17 protein-coding genes are annotated in these 21,434 nt (G+C 64.6%); 9 read left to right on the top strand and 8 right to left on the bottom strand.

All coding sequences use genetic code 11. The features are described from left to right. Window positions 1-96: 96 nt before the first annotated feature. Window positions 97-2,274 (top strand): malate synthase G, encoded by a 2,178-nt coding sequence (locus FPB55_RS01775; protein ID WP_009681522.1) that lies wholly within the window; start codon window positions 97-99, stop codon window positions 2,272-2,274. A 449-nt stretch (window positions 2,275-2,723) separates the two neighbouring features. On the opposite strand, the gene FPB55_RS01770 is transcribed toward FPB55_RS01775, so the two are convergent. Then, window positions 2,724-3,263 (bottom strand): response regulator, encoded by a 540-nt coding sequence (locus FPB55_RS01770; protein WP_144187428.1) that lies wholly within the window; start codon window positions 3,261-3,263, stop codon window positions 2,724-2,726. Between the two features lie 116 nt (window positions 3,264-3,379). On the opposite strand from FPB55_RS01770, the gene FPB55_RS01765 reads away from it, so the two are divergent. The 8 genes from FPB55_RS01765 (at window position 3,380) to FPB55_RS01735 (ending at window position 14,440) form a co-directional block, all read left to right on the top strand. Beyond that, window positions 3,380-5,317 carry a putative nucleotidyltransferase substrate binding domain-containing protein gene (locus tag FPB55_RS01765; protein ID WP_125854591.1) on the top strand — a complete coding sequence of 646 codons (1,938 nt, stop codon included), beginning with the start codon at window positions 3,380-3,382 and terminating at the stop codon, window positions 5,315-5,317. Next, the gene (locus FPB55_RS01760) at window positions 5,314-6,024 is read left to right on the top strand and encodes a 3'-5' exonuclease (RefSeq protein WP_144187426.1); all 711 of its coding nucleotides are present in this window, start codon (window positions 5,314-5,316) and stop codon (window positions 6,022-6,024) included. Before FPB55_RS01765 ends, FPB55_RS01760 begins: the two co-directional genes overlap by 4 nt. A 152-nt stretch (window positions 6,025-6,176) precedes the next feature. Further along, on the top strand, window positions 6,177-6,695 hold the full coding sequence (locus tag FPB55_RS01755) for an RNA polymerase sigma factor (protein ID WP_029885025.1): 519 nt from the start codon (window positions 6,177-6,179) through the stop codon (window positions 6,693-6,695). Next, a complete protein-coding gene (locus FPB55_RS01750) occupies window positions 6,692-7,648 on the top strand; it encodes a FecR family protein (RefSeq protein ID WP_054881576.1) in 957 nt (318 codons plus the stop codon). Before FPB55_RS01755 ends, FPB55_RS01750 begins: the two co-directional genes overlap by 4 nt. 133 nt (window positions 7,649-7,781) lie before the next feature. Then, complete coding sequence (locus FPB55_RS01745; RefSeq protein WP_144187424.1) at window positions 7,782-10,214, top strand: TonB-dependent siderophore receptor; 2,433 nt, start codon at window positions 7,782-7,784, stop codon at window positions 10,212-10,214. 58 nt (window positions 10,215-10,272) lie between these two features. Then, on the top strand, window positions 10,273-11,385 hold the full coding sequence (locus FPB55_RS01740) for a PepSY-associated TM helix domain-containing protein (protein ID WP_009683341.1): 1,113 nt from the start codon (window positions 10,273-10,275) through the stop codon (window positions 11,383-11,385). Beyond that, the gene (locus tag FPB55_RS26160; protein WP_009683340.1) at window positions 11,382-11,558 is read left to right on the top strand and encodes a hypothetical protein; all 177 of its coding nucleotides are present in this window, start codon (window positions 11,382-11,384) and stop codon (window positions 11,556-11,558) included. The genes FPB55_RS01740 and FPB55_RS26160 overlap by 4 nt, the downstream gene beginning before the upstream one ends. Before the next feature lie 71 nt (window positions 11,559-11,629). After that, a complete protein-coding gene (locus tag FPB55_RS01735) occupies window positions 11,630-14,440 on the top strand; it encodes a DUF6543 domain-containing protein (protein ID WP_144187422.1) in 2,811 nt (936 codons plus the stop codon). Here FPB55_RS01735 and FPB55_RS01730 read toward each other — a convergent pair. From FPB55_RS01730 to waaF, 7 genes are read right to left on the bottom strand one after another with little or no spacing between them, the layout of a single operon-like run. Next, window positions 14,401-15,843 (bottom strand): lipopolysaccharide kinase InaA family protein, encoded by a 1,443-nt coding sequence (locus FPB55_RS01730; RefSeq protein ID WP_047150173.1) that lies wholly within the window; start codon window positions 15,841-15,843, stop codon window positions 14,401-14,403. The two genes, FPB55_RS01735 and FPB55_RS01730, sit on opposite strands and share 40 nt — an antisense overlap. Next, the gene (locus FPB55_RS01725; RefSeq protein ID WP_047150174.1) at window positions 15,843-16,595 is read right to left on the bottom strand and encodes a lipopolysaccharide kinase InaA family protein; all 753 of its coding nucleotides are present in this window, start codon (window positions 16,593-16,595) and stop codon (window positions 15,843-15,845) included. The genes FPB55_RS01730 and FPB55_RS01725 overlap by 1 nt, the downstream gene beginning before the upstream one ends. Continuing rightward, window positions 16,592-17,326: a lipopolysaccharide kinase InaA family protein gene (locus FPB55_RS01720; RefSeq protein WP_115293279.1), complete on the bottom strand. Its 735-nt coding sequence runs from the start codon at window positions 17,324-17,326 to the stop codon at window positions 16,592-16,594. The genes FPB55_RS01725 and FPB55_RS01720 overlap by 4 nt, the downstream gene beginning before the upstream one ends. Continuing rightward, complete coding sequence (gene rfaP / locus FPB55_RS01715; protein WP_029885033.1) at window positions 17,326-18,132, bottom strand: lipopolysaccharide core heptose(I) kinase RfaP; 807 nt, start codon at window positions 18,130-18,132, stop codon at window positions 17,326-17,328. The genes FPB55_RS01720 and rfaP overlap by 1 nt, the downstream gene beginning before the upstream one ends. Then, entirely contained in the window at window positions 18,129-19,253 is a 1,125-nt protein-coding gene (locus tag FPB55_RS01710; protein ID WP_009683334.1) for a glycosyltransferase family 4 protein, read from the bottom strand. The genes rfaP and FPB55_RS01710 overlap by 4 nt, the downstream gene beginning before the upstream one ends. Continuing rightward, window positions 19,253-20,311, bottom strand: coding sequence for a lipopolysaccharide heptosyltransferase I (waaC, locus tag FPB55_RS01705; protein ID WP_144187420.1), 1,059 nt, complete (start codon window positions 20,309-20,311; stop codon window positions 19,253-19,255). Before waaC ends, FPB55_RS01710 begins: the two co-directional genes overlap by 1 nt. After that, the gene (waaF, locus tag FPB55_RS01700; protein ID WP_144187418.1) at window positions 20,312-21,361 is read right to left on the bottom strand and encodes a lipopolysaccharide heptosyltransferase II; all 1,050 of its coding nucleotides are present in this window, start codon (window positions 21,359-21,361) and stop codon (window positions 20,312-20,314) included. Between the last annotated feature and the right edge of the window lie 73 nt (window positions 21,362-21,434).

Below are 21,434 nucleotides of genomic sequence, written 5' to 3'. Positions count from 1 at the left end.
GGGGTCTTCCCCGGGGGCAAGTACTGGTACGTGTTTAGAGAAGCGCTACAGGCTTAATACAGAAGAGCGAAATAGCTGAGCAGAGTGAGGCAAGCAATGACTGGATACGTTCAAGTCGGTGGCCTTCAGGTCGCCAAGGTCCTGTACGACTTCGTGAACAACGAAGCCATCCCCGGGACCGGCATCGTCGCCGAGCAGTTCTGGGCGGGTGCAGAGAAGATCATCAATGACCTCGCTCCAAAGAACAAAGCCCTGCTCGCCAAGCGCGACGAGCTGCAAGCCAAGATCGACGCCTACCACCAGGCACGCAAAGGCCAGGCCCATGACGCCGCAGCCTACAAAGCATTCCTCCAGGAAATCGGCTACCTGCTGCCACAAGCCGACGATTTCCAGGCCACCACCCAGAACGTGGACGAAGAAATCGCCCATATGGCCGGCCCGCAGCTGGTCGTGCCGGTGATGAACGCCCGTTTTGCCCTCAACGCCGCCAACGCCCGTTGGGGTTCGCTGTACGACGCGCTGTATGGCACCGATGCCATCAGCGATGAAGGCGGCGCCGAAAAAGGCCAGGGTTACAACAAAGTGCGTGGCGACAAGGTGATTGCCTTCGCCCGCGCCTTCCTTGACGAAGCCGCGCCGCTGGCGGCTGGGTCGCACGTCGACTCCACCGCCTACCGCATCGAAGCCGGCAAGCTGGTGGTCACCCTGAAGGGCGGCACCAACACCGGCCTGCGTGACGACGCCCAACTGATCGGGTTCCAGGGTGATGCCGCGGCACCGACCGCCGTGCTGCTGAAACACAACGGCCTGCATTTCGAAATCCAGGTCGATGCCAGCACCCCGGTTGGCAGCACCGACGCCGCTGGCGTCAAAGACATCCTGATGGAGTCGGCACTGACCACCATCATGGACTGCGAAGACTCGGTCGCCGCTGTCGATGCCGACGACAAGGTCATCGTCTACCGCAACTGGCTGGGCCTGATGAAGGGCGACCTGGCCGAAAGCGTGAGCAAAGGTGGCAAGACCTTCACTCGCACCATGAACCCCGACCGCGAGTACGCTGCGCCCAACGGTGGCAGCGTGACCCTGCACGGCCGTTCGCTGCTGTTCGTGCGTAACGTTGGCCACCTGATGACCAACCCGGCAATTCTCGACGCCCAGGGCAACGAAATTCCGGAAGGCATCCAGGATGGCCTGTTCACCAACCTGATCGCCCTGCACAACCTCAACGGCAACACCAGCCGCAAGAATACCCGCAGTGGCAGCGTGTACATCGTCAAGCCGAAGATGCATGGCCCTGAGGAAGTGGCGTTTGCCGCCGAGATTTTCAGCCAGGTCGAAGACCTGCTGGGCATGCCGCGCAACACCGTGAAGGTCGGCATCATGGACGAGGAGCGCCGGACCACGGTCAACCTCAAGTCCTGCATCAAGGCCGCTGCCGAGCGCGTCGCGTTCATCAACACCGGCTTCCTCGACCGCACGGGCGATGAAATTCACACCTCGATGGAGGCCGGCGCCGTGGTGCGCAAAGGTGCCATGAAGAACGAGAAGTGGATCGGTGCCTACGAGAACAACAACGTCGATGTCGGCCTGGCGACCGGCCTGCAAGGCCGTGCGCAGATCGGCAAAGGCATGTGGGCCATGCCCGACCTGATGGCCGCCATGCTCGAGCAGAAGATCGCCCACCCGCTGGCCGGTGCGAACACCGCCTGGGTGCCGTCGCCAACTGCCGCCACCCTGCATGCCCTGCACTACCACAAGGTGGACGTACAGGCACGCCAGCGTGAACTGGCCTCACGCACCCCGGCGTCGGTGGACGATATCCTGGCCATCCCGCTGGCTGCCGACACCAACTGGTCGGCCGAAGAGATCCGCAACGAGCTGGACAACAATGCCCAGGGCATCCTCGGCTATGTCGTGCGCTGGATCGACCAGGGTGTCGGTTGCTCGAAGGTGCCGGACATCAACAACGTCGGCCTGATGGAAGACCGCGCCACCCTGCGCATCTCCGCGCAACTGCTGGCCAACTGGCTGCGCCACGGCGTGGTCAGCCAAGCGCAGGTGCTGGAAAGCCTCAAGCGTATGGCGGTGGTGGTCGACCAGCAGAACGCCGCTGACCCTCTGTACCGCCCGATGGCGCCGAACTTCGACGACAACATTGCGTTCCAGGCGGCAGTGGAGCTGGTGGTCGAAGGTGGCAAGCAGCCCAATGGCTATACCGAGCCAGTGCTGCACCGCCGTCGCCGCGAGTACAAGGCGCGTAACGGGTTGTAAGTTACACCTGCGTACGGGGGCCGCTTTGCGGCCCAATCGCCGGCAAGCCAGCTCCCACAGGGATCGCGTCAGGGCTGACAGGTGTTTGCCACAAGGTATGGCAGCGCCTGTTAGAGCGAGCGCCGCCCGCGCGGCGCAATCGCGAGCTGCGCTCGCTCCTACGTTTGTTTCGGGCCAATTATTCCTGGGGGATTTGCGCGCGAACGCCTTGGTGCATGCCTCAATATCGCGCCGTACAAACAAGGCGGCCGCGCGCGCCTGTCACAGGCGTTACTGGCCCGAAACAAACGTAGGAGCGAGCGCAGCTCGCGATTGCGCCGCGCGGGCGGCGCTCGATCTCACAGGCGCTGAAGATGCTCCGGCTACCCTTGCCAGGAACCATAGAATCTCCCACAGGGGCTGCACAGGTTTCGGAATCTGTGCGGCCTCTGTGAGAGACGGGCAACTCTTCAATCGAGCTTCAGCTCTTTCTTCACCAGCTCCAGCAACTTGCCCAGGTCCACCGGCTTGAGCAGGAAGTCCACCACCCCCAGGTGCATCACGTCCACCGCCTCTGCCACATCGGTGTCGCCCGACACGACGATGATCGACAACGCCGCCCGCTCCGACCCGCGAATCTTGCGGATCAGCTCCAGCCCATCCTCTGGCTGCATGCGCAAATCGGTAATCATCAAGCCGATGCGCTGCTGGAAATGCAGGTACAACCTGGCCTCCTCGGCCCCGTCCGCGCCCACGCAATCAATGCCCCGGCTTTTCAGGTACAGGATCAAAGCCTCACGGTTCACCGCGTTGTCGTCCACCACCAGCACCAACGGCTTTACGACTACCGGCGCACTGGCCATACCCAATGCCTCGCGCTCTTCGTCGCTTAAAATATCGATTTGCTCAGGCATGGCCATCTCGTCAAAAAAATTCCGCTTCACCCATAGGACCGCAGAACTTGCGTCGCCCGGTTCGCCTTTCGTCGGGTCTTTGACAGGGGTGCTCATAGACTTACGTCCAATGGGCACCACCCCGCCGCAAGCCGACCATGGAGGCAGAGAACAACATGGCCGGCACCTATATATAGATATATATAGTTCGGCATAGCGATACGGTCGGTTTCATGAGCAAAAAGGACGCCTACAGCCAGGCGGGCAGGACCGCAGTGCTGCAGAACATTCAGGGCACGCTGCAGTTTCTGCAGCGCTTTCCGCCGTTCAACCAGATGGAGCACAGCCACCTGGCCTACCTGGTCGAGCAGTGTCAGCTGCGCTTCTATGCCAGCGGCGAAAGCATCGTCAAGCCGGCAGACGGGCCGGTCGAGCATTTCTACATCGTCAAGCAGGGCCGGGTGGTGGGCGAGCGTCAGCACCTGGTGAAACCGGGGGTCGAAACCACCTTCGAAATCACCAGCGGCGAGTGCTTCCCGCTGGCCGCCCTGCTCGGCGAACGGGCCACCCGCACCGAGCACCTGGCCGGCGAAGACACCTTCTGCCTGCAACTGAACAAGGCAGCGTTCATCCGCGTGTTCTCGATGTCTGAAGTGTTTCGGGATTTTGCCCTGCGCGGGGTCAGCAGCCTGCTCGACCAGGTCAACCAGCAGGTTCGCCAGCGTGCGGTGGAAACCCTGGGTACCCAGTACTCGCTGAACACGCCGCTGGGCGAACTGGCCATGCGGCACCCGGTGGTGTGCAACGCGGATACGCCGCTGCGCGAAGCCGTGCGGCTGATGCACGAGCAGCAGGTGGGCAGCATCGTCGTGGTTGACACGCAGCGCTACCCCACCGGCATCTTCACCCTGCGCGACCTGCGCCAGGTGGTGGCCGCGGCGGACGCCGAGCTGGGTGCGCCGATTGCCCGGCACATGACCGCCAAGCCGTTCTACCTCAGCCCACAGGCCAGTGCCTTCGATGCAGCCATGGCAATGACCGAGCGGCACATTGCCCACGTGTGCCTGGTGGAAAACGGCCGGCTGTGTGGCGTGGTTTCGGAGCGCGACCTGTTCTCGCTGCAACGGGTCGACCTTGTGCACCTGGCGCGCACCATTCGCCATGCGCCGCGGCTGGACAGCCTGGTCTCGCTGCGCGGCGAGATCAGCCAACTGGTCGAACGGATGCTCGCCCACGGCGCCTCGTCCACCCAGATCACCCAGATCATCACCCTGCTCAACGACCACACGGTATGCCGGGTCATCGAACTGGCCCTGGCTGAACGCGGCGACCCTGGGGTGCCTTTCAGCTGGCTGTGCTTTGGCAGCGAAGGGCGTCGCGAACAGACCCTGCACACCGACCAGGACAACGGCATCCTTTTCGAGGCGCTGGACAGTGCCGAGGCCGACGCCATCCGTGCCCGCCTGCTGCCGCTGGCACAGTACATCAACCAATGCCTGGCCCAGTGTGGCTTCACCTTGTGTACGGGCAACATCATGGCCGGCAACCCTGCGCTGTGCCTGTCGCGTGCCGAGTGGGCGCGGCGCTTTGCCGGTTTTGTCCGCGAAGCCAGCCCGGAAAACCTGCTGGGCTCAAGCATCTACTTCGACCTGCGGGTGGTGTGGGGCGACGATCAGGGCTGCGAGCAACTGCGCCAAGGCGTGCTGGCGCAGGTGGCCGACAACCGTATATTCCAGCGCATGATGGCGGAAAACGCCCTGCGCCAGCGCCCGCCAGTGGGCCGCCTGCGCGAGTTCGTGCTGACCCGCCAAGGCAATGACAAGGCGGCCACACTCGACCTGAAGGTCCAGGGCCTGACGCCCTTCGTCGATGGTGCCCGGCTGCTGGCGCTGGCCAACGGCATCGGCGCCTGCAATACCCTGGAGCGCCTGCGCCAGTTGGTCGCCAAAGGGGTAATCGAAGCACTGGACGGCGCGGCCTACGAAGAGGCGTATCACTTCATCCAGCAGACCCGCATGCAACAGCATCAACGCCAGGCCCGCGCCAACCTGCCGTATTCCAACCGGCTTGACCCGGACAGCCTCAACCACCTGGACCGGCGTATCCTGCGCGAGTCCCTGCGCCAGGCCCAGCGCCTGCAAAGCAGCCTGGCCCTGCGGTACCAGTTATGAGCCTGTTCGCCTGGCTGCGCCCCGGCACACCCGAGCTGGACCCTGCCACGCTCCAGCGCCTGGCCCGGCAACCTAAACCCGCGCCCCTGGGTGTGTGCACGTTGCGTGAGCAGCGCTGGGTGGTGCTGGACCTGGAAACCAGCGGGCTCAACCCCAACCGTGATCAGGTACTGTCGATCGGCGCAGTGGCCATCGAGGACGGGGCCATCGACTTTGCCCAGCAATTCGAACGCACCCTGCAGCGGCCACTGCTGAAAACCAACGCCAGCGTGCTGATTCACGGGCTGGGGCCAAGCGCCCTGGCGGCCGGTTGCGAGCCCGCCGAAGCCTTGCTGGACCTGCTCGACTTCATTGGCGACAGCCCGGTGCTGGCATTCCATGCTCCGTTTGACCAGCGCATGCTGGCGCGGGCACTGAAAGAAAGCCTGGGTTACCGCTTGCAGTCGCCGTTTCTGGATGTGGCCGAGCTGGCGCCGATGCTCAACCCCGACACGGTTCTGCGCGAGGCGGGCCTGGATGACTGGGTGGCGCGCTTTGGGCTACAGGTGGAAGAACGCCACCACGCCAGCGCTGATGCCCAGGTCACCGCAGAACTTGTGCTGATCCTGTTCAGCCAGGCCCGGCGCCAACAACTGGACAGCCCGCTGCAACTGGAACAGCGCCTGCGCGGCTGGCGGCGACGCAAGGTGCAGAGCTATGGCATGTAAGGCCAGGGCTACGCAGCGCCAGTGAAAACGCAGGCCCTTGGCCAACCCCATGCAGGCGAACCGATAAGCGTCCATTGCACCCACCCCCTCCCCTCTGCAACAATCGCGAATAATTATCGTTAGTTAATGCATACGTTCCGGGGGGACGCTGCTTGCCTTCTGCACAGAGCCCACACGCCGATCTGGTCGGTACGCTGTACCGCGATCACCGCGGCTGGCTGCTCGCCTGGTTGCAACGCAACATGGCCTGCCGCCAACGTGCCGAAGACCTGAGCCAGGACACCTTCGTGCGCCTGCTAGGCCGCGAGCAGCTGGCCTCGCCCCGCGAACCGCGTGCCTTTCTTGCGGCCGTGGCCAAGGGGCTGATGTTCGACCACTTCCGGCGCGCCGCACTGGAACAGGCCTACCTCGCGGAACTGGCACTGGTGCCGGAAGCCGAACACCCCTCCCCCGAAGTACAGCACCTGATTCTGGAAGACCTCAAAGCCATCGACCGCCTGCTTGGCAAGCTGTCGAGCAAAGCCCGCGCGGCGTTCCTGCACAACCGCCTGGATGGCATGGGCCATGCCGAAATCGCCGAGCGCCTGGGCGTTTCGGTGTCGCGGGTGCGCCAGTACCTCGCCCAGGGTATGCGCCAGTGCTACGTGGCCCTGTACGGGGAGCCGACGTGAGCAACGCACCGGTCTCGTCGCGTGTACTGGAAGCTGCCATTGCCTGGAAACTCAACCTCGACGGCGGCAGCGACAGCCCTGCCGAACGTGGCGAGTTCATGCGCTGGCATGCCGCCAGCGAAGAACACGCGCGCGCCTGGCGACAGCTCGGCGCCATGGACCAGCGGCTCAGCGCAGCCGCCGGCCCGGCGCGCCAGGCGTTGCTGCAGTCGCGCGCCAGCCTGCGCCGGCGCATCGGCAAGGTGGGCGGCGGCCTGGCCGGCATGTTCCTGCTCGGCTCGCTGCTGGCGTGGGTCGGCGCACCGTCACTGGCGCCCAGCTACTGGCTTGCCGACCAGCGTACCGCCACCGGCGAGTTGCGCACCTTGCGCCTGGCCGACGGCACCCTGTTGAGCCTCAATACCCACACCGCGGTAGACATCGACTACGCCGGTGCGCAACGGGTGATCGTGCTGCACCAGGGTGAAATCTCGGTCGATACCGGCCACCAGGACCCACGCCCGCTGCTGGTGCGCACCGACGATGGCCGCTTGCGCCCACTGGGCACGCGCTTCCTGGTACGTCGTGAAGCCGCAGGCACGCGCCTTGAAGTGTTGCAAGCGTCGGTCGCGGCCATGCCGCATAACAGCGGTGACGAGCAGGTGTTGCGCGAAGGCCAGCAGGTGCTGATGCATGCCGATGGCCTGGGCCAGGTCAGCGCAGTGCCGGCCGGTGCCGATGCCTGGACGCGCGGCATGCTGGTGGTCGACGACGTACGCCTTGGCGACTTGCTGGCGGTGCTGGGCAAGTACCGCAGCGGCTACCTGGGCGTGGATGCAGCGGTCGCCGACCTGCGGGTAAGCGGCAGCTTCCCGCTGACCGATACCGACCTGGCATTGGCCTCACTGGAGCCGGTGCTGCCGGTGAAGGTCGAGCGGCATACCCAGTGGTGGGTGAAGGTCACGCCCAGGTAGCGCTGTAGCAGCCTGATCGCAGGCGCCCCTGCTTTTACAAACAATTCTCACTTTTTTTCAGATTCGCCCTGTCACTTTTCGATTCTCGCTCGGCAAGGATGCAGCAAGCACTTACCCGTCGAGGAACCGCCGCATGTCCCGTGCCGTAGATCGTATCCTGCGCCCCAGCCTGATGGCCCTGGCCATCGGCATGGCCGCGCCGCTGGTCAGCCCTGCCTTGTTCGCCGCCGAGCAGTCCGCGCTGCGCGCCTACAACCTGCCCAGCGCACCGCTGGCCACTGCCCTGAACCAGATCGCCAGCCAGGCCGGCATCGCCCTGGCCCTGGACCCGGCGCTGGTCAGTGGCCGCACGTCGGCGCCGGTCAACGGCCGCTATGACGGGCTCGGCGCCCTGCAGGCAGCGCTGCTGGGCAGCGGCCTGCAATTGCAGCAGAGCAGCGCGGGCAGCTACAGCCTGGTCGCGGTGCCGGAGGGCAGCCTGGCCTTGCCGGAAATCACCGTGAACGCCAGCAGCGCCAGTGAAAGTGCATGGGGCCCGGTCGACGGCTACCTGGCCCAGCGCACGGCCGCCGGCACCAAGACCGACACCGCCCTGGTCGAAGTCCCACGGTCCATTTCCGTGGCGACCCGCGAGCAGATGAAAGACCGCGGCGTGCACAGCCTCGACGATGCCGTGCGCTATATGCCAGGCATCGTCTCTGCCAGCTTCGGCAGCGACACCCGCTATGACTGGATGCGTGTGCGCGGCTTCGAGCCCACCCAGTTCCTGGATGGCCTGCCGTTGCCACGTGGCGTGTACGCCAACCCGAAAGCCGAAACCTGGAACCTGGACCGCCTGGCGCTGCTGCGTGGCCCGGCTTCTTCGGTCTATGGCCAGACCCCACCCGGCGGCCTGCTGGACATGGTCAGCCGCCGCCCGCAAGCCGAAAGCGCGCATGAAATCGAACTGCAATATGGCAGTGACAACCACCGCCAGATCAACTTCGCCAGCACCGGCAGGATCGATGACGACGGCCGCTTGCTGTATGGCGTGAGCGGTGTGATCCGTGACAGCGGTACGCAGGTCGATCACATCGACAACAAGCGCTACAACATCGCCCCGAGCCTGACCTGGAACCTGGACGAAGATACCTCGCTGACCTTCCTCTCCCAATTCACCCGCGACGATACCGGGGTCACCAGCCAGTTCCGACCGATCCAGGGCACCAAGATCGACATGCCGTTCGGCAAAATCTCGCACCACAAGAACCTGGGTGACCCGAATTACGAATTCTACGACCGTACTTACTACGCGCTGGGTTACGCGTTCGAGCACCGTTTCAACGACGTGTGGCAGTTCCGGCAAAACTTGCGCTATACCAAGTCCGAGCTGTCGTTCCAGACGATCACCGTCAATAGCTACTTGCCGGAGTTCGGCATGGTCGTGGACGACCAAGGCAACGTGGGGCGTAGTACCACCAACGTTGACGAGGACATCAGCCAGTTCGCCGTCGACAACAACTTCCAGGGTGATTTCAGCACAGGCGCCATCAACCACACCTTGCTGGTCGGCCTGGACCACCAACGTACCAACAACAATTTCCTGACGATCTATGGCGCTGCGCCGCCCATCAATGTCAACGACCCGGTCTACGGTTTGCCGATCAGCAGACCGGACCGTTCCACTGCCTACTACGACTACGACCAGAAGACCATTCAGACCGGCCTGTACGTGCAGGACCAGATGGCGCTGGGCAACTGGCGGCTGACCTTGGGTGGTCGGGAGGACTGGGTACACACCGGTACAACGTTCTTCAACAAAGGCGACGCTACCAACACCCAGCGCGACAGTAACTTCAGCGGCAACGCGGCGATCAGTTACGTCTTCGATTCGGGGTTTGTGCCTTACCTGTCCTATGCAGAATCTTTCCAGCCCGCCAGCAAGGCCGATGCGGACCCACTGAAGTCGTTCAAACCAACCGAAGGCAAGCAGTGGGAACTGGGTGTCAAATACCAGCCCCCCGGTTCAAATACGTTGCTCTCGGCCGCGGTGTATGACCTGACTCAACAGAATGTGCTGGTCACCAGCAACGATGGCAACACCAGTGTCACCAGCCAAACCGGCGAAGTGAAAGTCCGCGGCCTGGAGCTTGAAGCGGTTTCCGACGTTACCGACAACCTGAAGGTAATTGCCGCCTATACCCTGGCCAAATCCGAAGTGCAGGATGGTCAGTTCAAGGGCAACCGCCTGCAACTGATGCCTAACCAGCAAGCCTCGGTGTGGGGCGACTATACCTTCCACTCGGGCGTACTGGACGGCTTCGGCATCGGCCTGGGGGCACGCTACACCGGTAATACCTATGGTGACCAAGGCAACACCTGGCTGGGCAAGGCCAATGCCTACACGGTGTTCGATGCCTCGGTGCATTACGACCTGGGCCGCCTCGACAACAGCCTGAAAGGGGCGTCGGTAGCGCTCAATGCGAACAACCTGCTGGACAAGGACTACCTCTCCACCTGTGACTCGTACTACTGCTACTACGGGGACGAGCGGAGTGTCGTGGCCAGCGCCACCTACAAGTTCTGAGTGAGCCGGGGCCGCGTTGCGGCCCCCTCCAATTCCTCAGGCAATAAACGGTACCGTGATGAAAAGCCCAACCATCCGCCGCTGGTCAGCGGTCCACACCTGGAGCAGCCTGGTCTGTACCCTGTTCCTGCTGTTGCTCGCCCTCACCGGCCTGCCGCTGATCTTCCACCACGAACTCGAACACCTGCTGGGCGACGCCGCCGAACTGCGCGAAATGCCGCCCGGCACCCCGCACCTCGACCTGCAACAGCTGGTGCTCAAGGCCGAGCAGCACCGCCCCGGCGAGGTCATGCAGTACTTTGGCTATGAAGAAGACCAACCCGACGGCGTGGTGGCCATCACCGCCGCCACCGCCGGTACCGAACCCAACCTGTCGCACACCTTCATGCTCGACGCCCGCACAGGCGAAGCGGTAGCCATGCCCGCCGCCAACGGTGGTTTCATGATGCTGATGCTGCGCCTGCACGTGGACATGTTCGCCGGCCTGCCGGGCAAGTTGCTGCTGGCCTTCATGGGCGTGCTGTTCGTCGTCGCGATCGTGTCCGGCACCGTGCTGTACGCCCCGTTCATGCGCCGGCTGGGCTTCGCCAGCGTGCGCCACGACAAATCCCGGCGCCTGCGCTGGCTCGACCTGCATAACCTGATCGGCATCGTCACCTTGGCCTGGGCACTGACTGTCGGTGTAACCGGCGTGATCAGCGCCCTGTCCGACCTGGTGATCGCTGCCTGGCGCAACGACAGCCTGGCGGCGATGGTGGCCCCCTACCGCAACGCCCCACCGCTGGGCGAACGCGCTGCGGCCAGCGACCTGCTGGCCATCGCCGAACAGGCCGCCCCCGGCATGCGCCCAGACTTCATCGCCTTCCCCGGTACACGCTTCTCCAGTGAGCACCACTACGCGGTGTTCATGAAAGGTGCCACGCACCTCACTTCGCACCTGCTGACCCCGGTCCTGATCGATGCACGCACGCTGCAAGTGACCGCCGTCGGCGAACGCCCCTGGTACATGGATGCCATGGGCCTGTCGCAACCCCTGCATTTTGGCGACTACGGCGGGCGGCCCATGCAGGTGCTGTGGGCAGCACTGGACGTGCTGACCATCATCGTGCTCGGCAGCGGCCTCTACCTGTGGTGGACCAAGCTGCGCAGCAGCAGGGGGGCGCGCCCGTGAGCCACACGTCACGCAGCACCAGGCAGATCTTCGCCTGGCCTGGGCTCATCGCCGCACTGGGCGCAGCCGGCCTGTTCGCCGCGCTGCTCGGGGACGGCGCCTGGGACGCCCTGGCCTGGCTGGGGCTGGGCATTCCGGCCTGGCTCGGGTTCCGTGGCCTGAGCGGCAAATGAGGTAAACAGCTAACACGCCTGTATCACCAGCTGGCACCAAGCTGCATGGCCTGTTCACCGTGGAGCCCGCCATGAGCCTGACACACTTCAAGTCCTTCGATGCGCAACTGAGCGCCCTGCTCACCCCACCCCCGGCGCCCGAGCCGTCGCTGCCGCTGCTGAACGCACGGCAGCGCTACTTCGCCGACCTTGCGCAGTACTGGCTTGGCACCGCGAGCGGTGATAGCCGGCGGGCACGCCTGGCTACGCTGCTGCGCCAGCAACTGCTGGCGCAAATCGCGTTGCGCAGCGATGACCACACGCTGGGTTCGAGCCATGCCGAGCTGGTCACCTGCTGCGCCAACAGGCCGCTGCCCTCGCAGCGCCAGCATTTACCAGCCGCGCAACGGCCGCAGATCTACCGCCCCGTACTGGACATCACCACACCCAATTGGCGTAGCTACCTGCCCGGCACCTTCGTGATCGTCGAAGGCGGGCCCGAGGGCCGCATGCCAGACCCTCGCAACACCACCGACTACGCGCTGCTGTGCAGTCTGTCCCATGGCATCGAAGCATTCGATAGCCTTGCCGAGCTGCACACCGAGCTTTGCGAACGCCTGGACGACGTGCAGCAAAGCCGGCCACTGCTGCGGCACATGAGCAACGAACACGACCGCGACAACGCCCGCAACGCCGAGCGCCTGCGCTATGAATGGTTCAACGAGGACATGATCCAGGCGCAGGTTCAGGCCTTGATCGACGGCCAGCACGCCGCGCTGACCCAGGCCTGGCAGAAAGCTGCGCAGCAGGCGACGGTGGACTGGCCCAAGCTGACAGCGGACCTGGCCGCGGCCGCCGATCTGCTGCCATGGGCCGACAGCCGCTCTGCGCTACAGACACGCTACGGTCTGCTGCTGGAGCGCAACTCGCCAGCCTGGCTGAAAAACGCCTCGGCACAGGGCCTCACGCACATCATGCAAACCCTGCAAGAGCTGGTGATCGCCATCGACAAGGCGGCGGCACCCGGTATCCTCAGCCTTGAGCAATTCGTCGACCACAATGGCCTGCTCGCCTGGACGCGTGAACGCCTGCGCACGCAACTGCGCCAACGTCACCAGCTAGATATCGACCCGCTCGGCCTGTATGTCAGTGTCACCCTGGCCAGGCCCATAGGCCCCGTGTTGCCGCCCAGCATCACCGGCCCGTGGATACCCGTCGCCAGCCGCCCGCAGGTTGGCGACAGCATCGAGCTGGTCCAGCAGACCTACCGCATCGACGAGCTGGCGCTGATCAACGTCAGCTTGCTCGATATCGACTACTGGTTGACGGCGAGGGTGCACGACAAGCAGGGCGTGACCGTCGATGGCGTCAGCCCAAGCCAGGTCAAGCAGCTGGTCCGTGAGCTGGATGTGGGTGAAAGCTACAGCCAGTACTTGCGCACCCACTTGCTGACATCGCCGCAGGCACAGTGGCGGCAGGACAGTTATGTCGCCATCAGCCATGCGCGCATGCGCGCCGAAGCGGCCAAGGCGCACTATGCCGGCCACCTTCTCGAAGACCCGTTCGAGCGCGGGTTCACCTGGATCACCACCTTGCTCGAATACCCGCAAAGCCATGCCCGCCAACAGGCAGACGTAGCGCAACTGAGCGTGCGCCAGTTGCTGATCGGTGGGCATACGCTGCAAGGCATCATGCTGGTCACCCCAGACAGCCCAGGCTTCGCCCGCTTCATCGTCTACACCCCGGACGCCCCCGACCGCCGTGCCTGGCGTGAGTTTCGCAATACCCGGCACATGCTCAAGACCCTGCGCAAACAACCTGCCCTGCGCGATTACCTGAAAGACCGCCTGCCGCTGGCCGACCGTGAGCAAATCGAGCTATGGCTGACCAAAGGCGGCATGGGGCCCCATGTACTACGCCCGACGATCACCGGCGATTTCCACCAGGCCCGCTACCTCGCTGAAGTCAATGCCATGCTGGCCGCGGTCGATGCCAGCACCAATACCCGGCGGGAACTGCTGGGCGAGCTCGGCCTGCGCGGGCTGACGCTCATTCTGGACTTGATCAGCTTCGTGTTGCCCAACCGGGCACTGGTGGCGGTATCGTTGGGGCGTTCGATCCTGTCGGTGATCGATGCGCACAAGGCCTTCAAACAAGGGCAACGCGTTGACGTGTTGAAACACATCGTCGACGCCTTCACCTACGCCAACGACGCCGTCAACAACCTGGGTGGAACAACCGTGATGCGCCGCGCGTTGCGTGGAATACCCTCGCCTCCACCGCTGAAGTTGCCGCCTTCGGCAAGCGTGAACATCAACCGTGAAAAACTGCGTTACCGCGTCGATGGCATTCGCAAAGAAGGTATCTACGAGCAACCCTCGCCGTACCCTGGCCTGAGCTTCTACTACATCAGGGATGCCAGCGGGGCTACGTACCAGGTCGCTTTCGACGGCTACCGCTGGCGTGTAGTAGACCCGCGGATGCCGGACGCCTATACCAAGGTACCGGTCAAACGCCGCGAAGACGGCGAATGGGTAGTGGACTCGGTGGTGCTGTGGCATGACGGGCTACCCGACTTGCAGGCGCTGTTCGAAGCGTGCCAACTGCCCACGTACCCGGCTGGCGCCGAGCCAACCGACACCGCTGGACTGTACCGCCTGGGCCGGGAGTACTTTCTGGTCGCAGGCAGCCAGGCGTTGCCGCTGCGCGCGCACTTGCTGGACAACCATTACCATTTGCTGATGCCCGGGCAACCGGACCGCAGGCCCATCGCCTGGGCCATTGTCCGTTGGCAGGGGGACCAGTGGCGCATCCGGGTTCGCCAGCCCGGCCGAAGCAGTGGCTGGCTGGCGTTTCCAGACTGTTATTCGGTAAGCCGCGGCAACAGCCCGTCCAACCGCTGATGCAAGGCACTGCCACTTGGCCAGTTGCGCAGCAGCCGTGCCCGGTCGCGGGCATAGGCGGGGGCGAAGCTGAGCTGGGTGGCATGCTGGCACATGGCGTCCAGGTCGATCAGCGACCAGCGCCCGTTGTCCCAGAACAGGTTGTGCCCCTTGAAGTCGCCGTGGCTGATGCGTTCGCGGATCAGTTGCTGCATCACCTGCACCAACGCATCGAGCTGTTCTTGCGGTGCCTCGCCACTTTCCACGTAGGGCGCAAAGCACGCGGTCAGGTCTGGGCCATCGACATACTCGGTGACCAGGTAGGCACGGCTGCGCAGGCCCAGCACCCGCTGCTCCAGCACCGCCAAGGGGCGTGGCGTGGCGATGTCGAGAAACTCCAGGCGGTGCCCTTCGATCCACGAATGCCAGGCCCGGCTCGGGCGCCAGAAGCGCTTGAGCCAGTGCGCGGTGTTCTTGATGTTGTAGCGTTTGAGCACCAACTGCCGGCCATTCACCTCGATACGCGCCACACTGGCGGCGCCACCGGTCTTGTACAGGTGGCCTTGGTCGATCAAGGCATCGGCCTGTTCCAGCACTGGCAGCATGGCGCCCACCTCGCTGCGGCGAACCGCACGCAAGCCCGACAAGCTGCGCTGTACGCTGAACAGGCTGCATTCGCGCCCGGCCTTTTCCAGGTAGTCCTTCTGCCGCCAGCTGCGCACCTTGTCCACCTGCTTCTGCAAGGCTTCCAGTGGCAGCGCGTGCTCGGCATTGGCCAGCAGGTAATGCACCAGCAATTCTTCGATGAACGGCTCCAGGCGCTTGGGCAACTGGGCGAAGAATACCCCGAGGTTTTCCAGCACCCGCGGGCGCGACAGTTGCTGGCCAGGGGTTTCGGCCTTGATGCCGGCGCCATCGATCAGGTACAGCTTGCCGGCGTGGCGCAGCAGGTTGTCCAGGTGCAGGTCTTCCTGCCACAGGCCTTTGGCGTGCATGTGCGCCACGGCCGTCAGCGCCTCACCCAGCACCTGATGCTGCGCGTCGGCCAGCACCGGCAGGTTTTCCACCGCGCCCCAGGCATCGGCCAGGCTCTGGGCACCGTCGAGGAATTCGAACAGCAGCCAGCCACCTTCGCCTTCCCTGAGCCCGTCGGCCAGCAGCCTGGGCGTGGTCAGCCCCTGCCCGGCCAACAGTTTCACGCCCTGCAATTCGCGCTGGAAATGCCGCGCCGCGTTAGCACCCACCAACAACTTGGCCAGTACCGGCGTCCCGCGCCATACACCGGCGCCGACATAGCGCTGGCCCGGTAGCACACGCAACAGGCTGAGCAGCTGCAGGTCGGCGCTGCCGGCGGCATCGGCCAAGGTCAGGGTCAGCGGCAGTGACGGGCTACGCCCGGCAGCCTTGAGTTCAGACAAACGCATCAGCGGGCCTCTTTTTCACGACTGCGTTGCGTCAGGCGTTGCAGCCAGGTGTCGACCAGCGTGCCTTCGGCGGGCTGCGCCAGGTAGCTGGCCAGCAAGGTGCGGACATCGGCCTCGCTCCAGGCCCGGGCGCGGCGTAGCAGCGGCTCCAGGTCTTTGAGGCGGTCACGCATGCCGAACAGCAACGGCCGGGTCTTTTCCAGGTCGATCAGTTGGGCGTCCCACCCCTCGCGGCGCTGGCGCAGAAAGATGTGCTTGGGGTAGAAGCAGCCGTGCACCTGGCCGGCGCCGTGCAGGGTACGCGCCAGCTGGCCGCACGCCTGCAGGATGCCGTTGCGCTTGGCCTCGCCCAACTGCGGCCATTGGCCCAGCAGGCTGTCGAGGTCGGCCCACGTGTCCAAGGCACGGGTCATCAGAATCGCCCGGTGCTGGCCGCCCTGCTTGCGCTCACCGTAGAACACCGCCTGCAAGGCCGGAATGTGCAACTTCTGATAACGGCTGATATTGCGGAATTCGCGGGCGAAGGTTGGCTCGCCAAACGGCCGGTGCAGGGTGCGGGTCAGGTAGTCGCACTGGCGCTTGAGGTAGTACCCCTTGCCTTCGAGCTCCAGGCGGAACACGCTGCTCCAGCCGCCACGGCCGGTGTTGGGCTCGTCCACGGCGTCCAGTTGCAGCGCCCACAGCGCCTCGAAGTCATCCAGCCCATGGCGTTTGAGCAGCGCGAGTTCTGCGCTGGCCAGGTAGTCGGTCATTCCCTTCCCTCGAAAAAGCCCAGTACCTGGCGGATGCGTTTCTTGTCGCGCGCATCAAGCCGATTGCGGTCACGGTACTGCAGGTAGAAACGCAGGCGCTGGGTAGCCGAGAGGTGGTACTTGGCCACCTTGTCGAGGCAGGCCAGGTCCTTGATCAGCCGGTGCCGCCACATGAACCCGCGCCAGAAATCGCCAGTGGGGCAATCGATGAAGAACAGCGTGCCTTGGTCATCGACCAGCAGGTTGCGCCACTTCAGGTCGTTGTGAGCGAAACGGTGTTCGTGCATCACCCGGGTATGGCGGGCCAACTGGCGGCTGATATGGTCGACCCAGGCGCGATCGGCCAGCCGCGCATCGTTGCGCTCGGCCAGGGCCGAGAGGTCTTCGGTGTTGGGCAGCTCGCGGGTGATCATCGCCCCGCGGCCAAAGGCCAGGCCATTGCGCTCAAGGCCCCAGGCCACCACTTCGGCGGTGGGAATGCCCCACTTGGCGAACTGCTTGAGGTTCTGCCATTCGGCCTTGATGCGCGGCCGGCCCAGGTAGCGGCGCATGTGCTTGCCGGCACCGGTGTACCGCTTGACGTAATAGTTGACCCCATCACGCTCGATGCGCACCACCTCGCTGAGCGGGTCGCGGGTCAGGCGTTCGCCCTGAATGGCAAATACCGCATCGAGGCTGCCGAAGTCCGCCGCCAGGTGTTGGTAACCCGGCGCCAGTGTCCAACTCGCCATTAGAGTGCATCCCCATAGCGTTGCTTGCGATCGTAGAGTTTCTGCGCCTTGCGCTCCAGCCAGGCCAGCAGCGCGGCTTCGTCCTTGAGGACTTGCCGCAGCGGGCGCTGGAAGTACGCGCGCAGGAAGCGCAATTTGTCGCGTTGGGTAAGGCCGATGTCCAGCGCCGAGAAGTACAGCGCCGCCAGGTCCTTGTCACGCCAACGCCGGCTGATTGTCGCCCGGGTTTGCGCGCGGTGCAGGTCGATCACCGACAGTTTGAAATCATCCGCCGTCACCGGGCGGTCGGTGTGCAGCAGGAAGTGGCAGATGTAGCAATCGCGGTGGTTGACCCCGGCGCGGTGCATGCCGCCGGTCATTTTCGCCACCTCGGCGATCAGCGCATGCTTCAGGCGCGGCTCGGGCGGCTGCCTGGCCCAGTCGATGCTGAAGTCTTCCAGGCTGATGGTCGGCGCCAGCTCTTCGGTGATGATGAACGAATGCTGCGCGGCTGGGTTGCTGCCGCGCTCACCGTAGGCGACCGCGGTCATGGTCGGCACACCCACTTCATGCAAACGCTGGATCGCCTGCCACTCCTGGCCGGCACCGAGCACCGGCAGCTTGGCGGTCAGCAGGTTCTTGAAGATCTCGCCCCAGCCGATACCGCGGTGGATCTTGACGAAAAAGCCCTCGCCAGCCACCTCGGTACGCAGCGTGCGGCGGCCTTCGAGTTCGCGGTAGACCTCACCTTGCAGCGCCTCCACGGCGTCGAAGGCATCGCGCCCGGCCCACAGGTGTTTGAAGGGTTCGGCCAGTATCAGCTTCATGCGGTTTTCTGCCCCAGGATCACGTCGGCAGCATGCTGCGGCATGCTGTACAGATCGGCGGTTTCGGCGAATGCCAGGCCGTTGCGCGACCAGCTGGCGCGGGCCTGCGGGTCTTCCAGCATGCGCTGCAGGTAGCTGTTGAGCTGGTCCTGCTCGAATGGCTCGTCCAGCACCAGGCCACTGTCGGCCTCGGCAATGTAATGGGCATAGCCGCACACCCTGGACACCAGCACCGGCAAACCGGCCACCAGCGCTTCGAGCAGCACTGTACCGGTGTTTTCGTTGTACGCCGGGTGAATCAGCACGTCGGCACCCAGCAGAAAACGCGGGATGTCGCTACGGCCCTTGAGGAACTGCACCTGGTCGCCCAGGCCCAGGGTAGCGCTTTGCAGCTGGAATACCTTGGGGTCGTCCTGGCCGATGACCATCAACCGGGTGCGCCTGCGCAGCGCCGACGGCAGTGCCGCCAGCGCCTTGAGGCTGCGGTCCACGCCCTTGGTCTTGAAGCCCGAGCCGATCTGCACCAGCAGCAGGTCACCCTCGCCCAGGTTGAACTCCTTGCGGAACTCGGCGCGAATCTCGGCGGCATTGGCCGGCGCGCGGCGGTCCTGGGAAATGCCCGGCGGCAACAGGTGGAAGCGCTCCAGCGGGGTGCCGTAATGCTTGATGAACAGCGGCTGCTGCACTTCGGAAATCATCAGCACTTCGGTATGCGCGTCCTTGGCGAACACCGCATGCTCGTACTCGGCAAAGTGCCGGTAGCGGCCCCAACGGCGGTACAGGCCACCACGCAGGGTTTGCGCCTTGTCCTCGAAGCAGCCGTCGGCGGCGTAGTACACGTCCAGCCCCGGCATCTTGTTGAAGCCGATCAGGCGGTCGACCGGGCGCTTGGCCAGGTCGGCGGCCATCCAGGCACTGAGCTTCTCGTTGCGCCGGTGGTTGAAGACCGCCTTGACCGGCGCCACCAGCACCTCGAAGCCGGGGGGAATGTCGCCCTCCCAGATCAACGTGTACACACGGATCTGGTGGCCGCGCTTCTGGCACTCCAGGGCAATGCGCATGAAGTCGCGTTGCAGCCCGCCAAAGGGGAAATATTTGTAAAGTACGAAAGCCAGTTGCATCAACGGACATCCTCAGCCAGCAGCAACGCGCTCAAGCGGCTCGCCACATGCTCGGGATTCAGGCGAGTGAAGCACAGTGGCCACTCGCGTTTGAGATCGAACCGGGCCAGGTCATCGGCGCTCGGTTTGTAGGTGCACTTCTTCTGCAGGCAGGGCGCACAGGGCCAGTCACTGGCCTGGTGAATCTGGGTCCGTCCGTAGGCGCCGGTCAGGCCCGGGTTGGTCGGGCCGAATAACGAAATGGTCGGCACATCGAGTGCCGCGGCCAGGTGGCCCAGGCCGGTATCGACCGCCACGCAGGCCTTTGCCGCTGCCAGCACGCGGGCCACACCAGCAAGGTTCAATTTGGGGAGCACCTGGCAATTGTTCAAGCCCTGGGCAATGCGCTCGGCCCGCGCCTTCTCCGCCGGGTTGCCCCACGGCAGGCGCACCTCCAGCTTGCGCCGGCCCATGCGCTCGGCCAGTTCGCGCCAGTAGACTTCCGGCCAGTGCTTGGTCGCCCAGGTGGTGCCATGCAGGAACACGACATAGGGCGCCGCTGGCGGCAGTTGCAGGCGCTCGAGGTCCAGGCCGTAGTTGCCGATGCCTTCGGGCAGGTCGTAGGCCAGGGCCATGGCGAACAGCTGGCGCACCCGCTCGACCGCATGCTGGCCGGTAGCAACCGACAGGCGCCGGTCATAAAAGCGGCTGGCCCACCCCTCACGGGCCGAATAGCGGTCCAGGCCAGCCACCGGGGCCTTCACGTAGCGGGTGAGCCAGGCCGACTTGACCAGGCCCTGGGCGTCGATCACCAGGTCGTACTTGCGCGCGCGTAAGCGCTGCTTGAAGGCCTTCCACTCGCCGCTCTTGAGGGTTTGCCAAAGGTTCTTGCGCCAGCGGCGGATGGCCACCGGGATGACCTGGTCAACCGCCGGGTGCCAGCTGGGGATTTCGGCGAAGCCTTCTTCCACCACCCAGTCGAAGCGGATGCCCGGGAGCGCATGGGCGGCATCGGTCAGTGCCGGCAGGGTATGGATCACGTCACCCAGGGATGAGGTCTTGATGATCAGTACCCGCACTTAGTCGACCTCGGCCGCGGCATCGATCAGGTCCGGCCCGCTCAGGCTGTGCAGGGCGGCGATGACTTTACCGGGCTCCAGCAGGCGCAGGCAGTTGTAGTGGCCGAAGCGGCAAGTGCGGTCAAAGCACGGGCTGCACTCGATACCGGTGCGCACCACCTCCACCTGTTCGGCCAGCGGTGGGGTGAAGCCGGGCGAGGTGGAGCCATACACGGCCACCAGCGGGCGGTTGAGCGCAGCCGCCACGTGCATCAGCCCCGAGTCGTTGGACACCACGGCCTGCGCGCACGACATCAGGTCGATAGCCTCGGCCAGCGAGGTTTCGCCAGCCAGGTTGGCGGACTCTTCGCGCAACCCCGGGATCAGCCGGTCGCGGATCTGCTCGCCCACCGGGTGGTCGTTTTTCGAGCCGAACAGCCATACCTGCCAGCCCTGGCGGATCATCGCATCCGCCACGGCGGCATAGTGTTCGGCCGGCCAGCGCTTGGCCTCGCCAAACTCGGCACCGGGGCACAGCGCCAGTACCGGGCGGTCGAGTTCCAGGCCGAACTTGGCCAAGGCGGCCTCGCGGCTCTGGGCTTCGATTTGCAGGTGCGGGCGCGGGTACGGTTGCGGCAATTCGGCGCCAGGGGCGTAGGCCAGGGCCATGAAACGCTCGATCATCAGCGGGTAGCGGGCCTTTTCCAGCTTGCGCACGTCATTGAGCAGGCCGAAACGCATTTCGCCGCGCCAGCCGGTGCGTTTGGGAATGCCGGCGAAGAAGGGGACCAGCGCCGACTTCAACGAGTTGGGCAGCAGGATGGCCTGGTCGTACTGGCCGGCCAGGGACTTGCCGATACGCCGCCGCGTGGCCAGCTCCAGTGCGCCGTGGCCGAGCGGAAAGCTCAAGGCCTGGCGCACTTCGGGCATGCGTTCGAGGATCGGCCGGCTCCACTCGGGGGCCAGCACGTCGATCACGCAGTCGGGGTGCTGCTGTTTCAGGCACTGGAACAGGGTCTGCGCCATCACCATGTCGCCGACCCAGCTGGGGCCAATGATCAGTATTCTCATGCTTAGTCCAGAAACGCTCGGGGAGGCTACAGGCTGCGGTTCAGCCTGGCCTCCCCTCTTTATATTCAGGCTA

Source organism: Pseudomonas sp. BJP69, from assembly GCF_007633355.1.
Classification (GTDB): Bacteria; Pseudomonadota; Gammaproteobacteria; order Pseudomonadales; family Pseudomonadaceae; genus Aquipseudomonas; species Aquipseudomonas juntendi.
Note: the sequence above shows the minus strand (reverse complement) of the source record. Positions and strands in the feature narration are given on the sequence as shown.

Coding starts and splice junctions, on each gene's coding strand:
- FPB55_RS01775 (WP_009681522.1), top strand. CDS start 97: ATGACTGGATACGTTCAAGTCGGTGGCCTTCAGGTCGCCAAGGTCCTG.
- FPB55_RS01770 (WP_144187428.1), bottom strand. CDS start 3,263: ATGAGCACCCCTGTCAAAGACCCGACGAAAGGCGAACCGGGCGACGCA.
- FPB55_RS01765 (WP_125854591.1), top strand. CDS start 3,380: ATGAGCAAAAAGGACGCCTACAGCCAGGCGGGCAGGACCGCAGTGCTG.
- FPB55_RS01760 (WP_144187426.1), top strand. CDS start 5,314: ATGAGCCTGTTCGCCTGGCTGCGCCCCGGCACACCCGAGCTGGACCCT.
- FPB55_RS01745 (WP_144187424.1), top strand. CDS start 7,782: ATGTCCCGTGCCGTAGATCGTATCCTGCGCCCCAGCCTGATGGCCCTG.
- FPB55_RS01740 (WP_009683341.1), top strand. CDS start 10,273: ATGAAAAGCCCAACCATCCGCCGCTGGTCAGCGGTCCACACCTGGAGC.
- FPB55_RS01735 (WP_144187422.1), top strand. CDS start 11,630: ATGAGCCTGACACACTTCAAGTCCTTCGATGCGCAACTGAGCGCCCTG.
- FPB55_RS01730 (WP_047150173.1), bottom strand. CDS start 15,843: ATGCGTTTGTCTGAACTCAAGGCTGCCGGGCGTAGCCCGTCACTGCCG.
- FPB55_RS01725 (WP_047150174.1), bottom strand. CDS start 16,595: ATGACCGACTACCTGGCCAGCGCAGAACTCGCGCTGCTCAAACGCCAT.
- FPB55_RS01720 (WP_115293279.1), bottom strand. CDS start 17,326: ATGGCGAGTTGGACACTGGCGCCGGGTTACCAACACCTGGCGGCGGAC.
- rfaP (WP_029885033.1), bottom strand. CDS start 18,132: ATGAAGCTGATACTGGCCGAACCCTTCAAACACCTGTGGGCCGGGCGC.
- FPB55_RS01710 (WP_009683334.1), bottom strand. CDS start 19,253: ATGCAACTGGCTTTCGTACTTTACAAATATTTCCCCTTTGGCGGGCTG.
- waaF (WP_144187418.1), bottom strand. CDS start 21,361: ATGAGAATACTGATCATTGGCCCCAGCTGGGTCGGCGACATGGTGATG.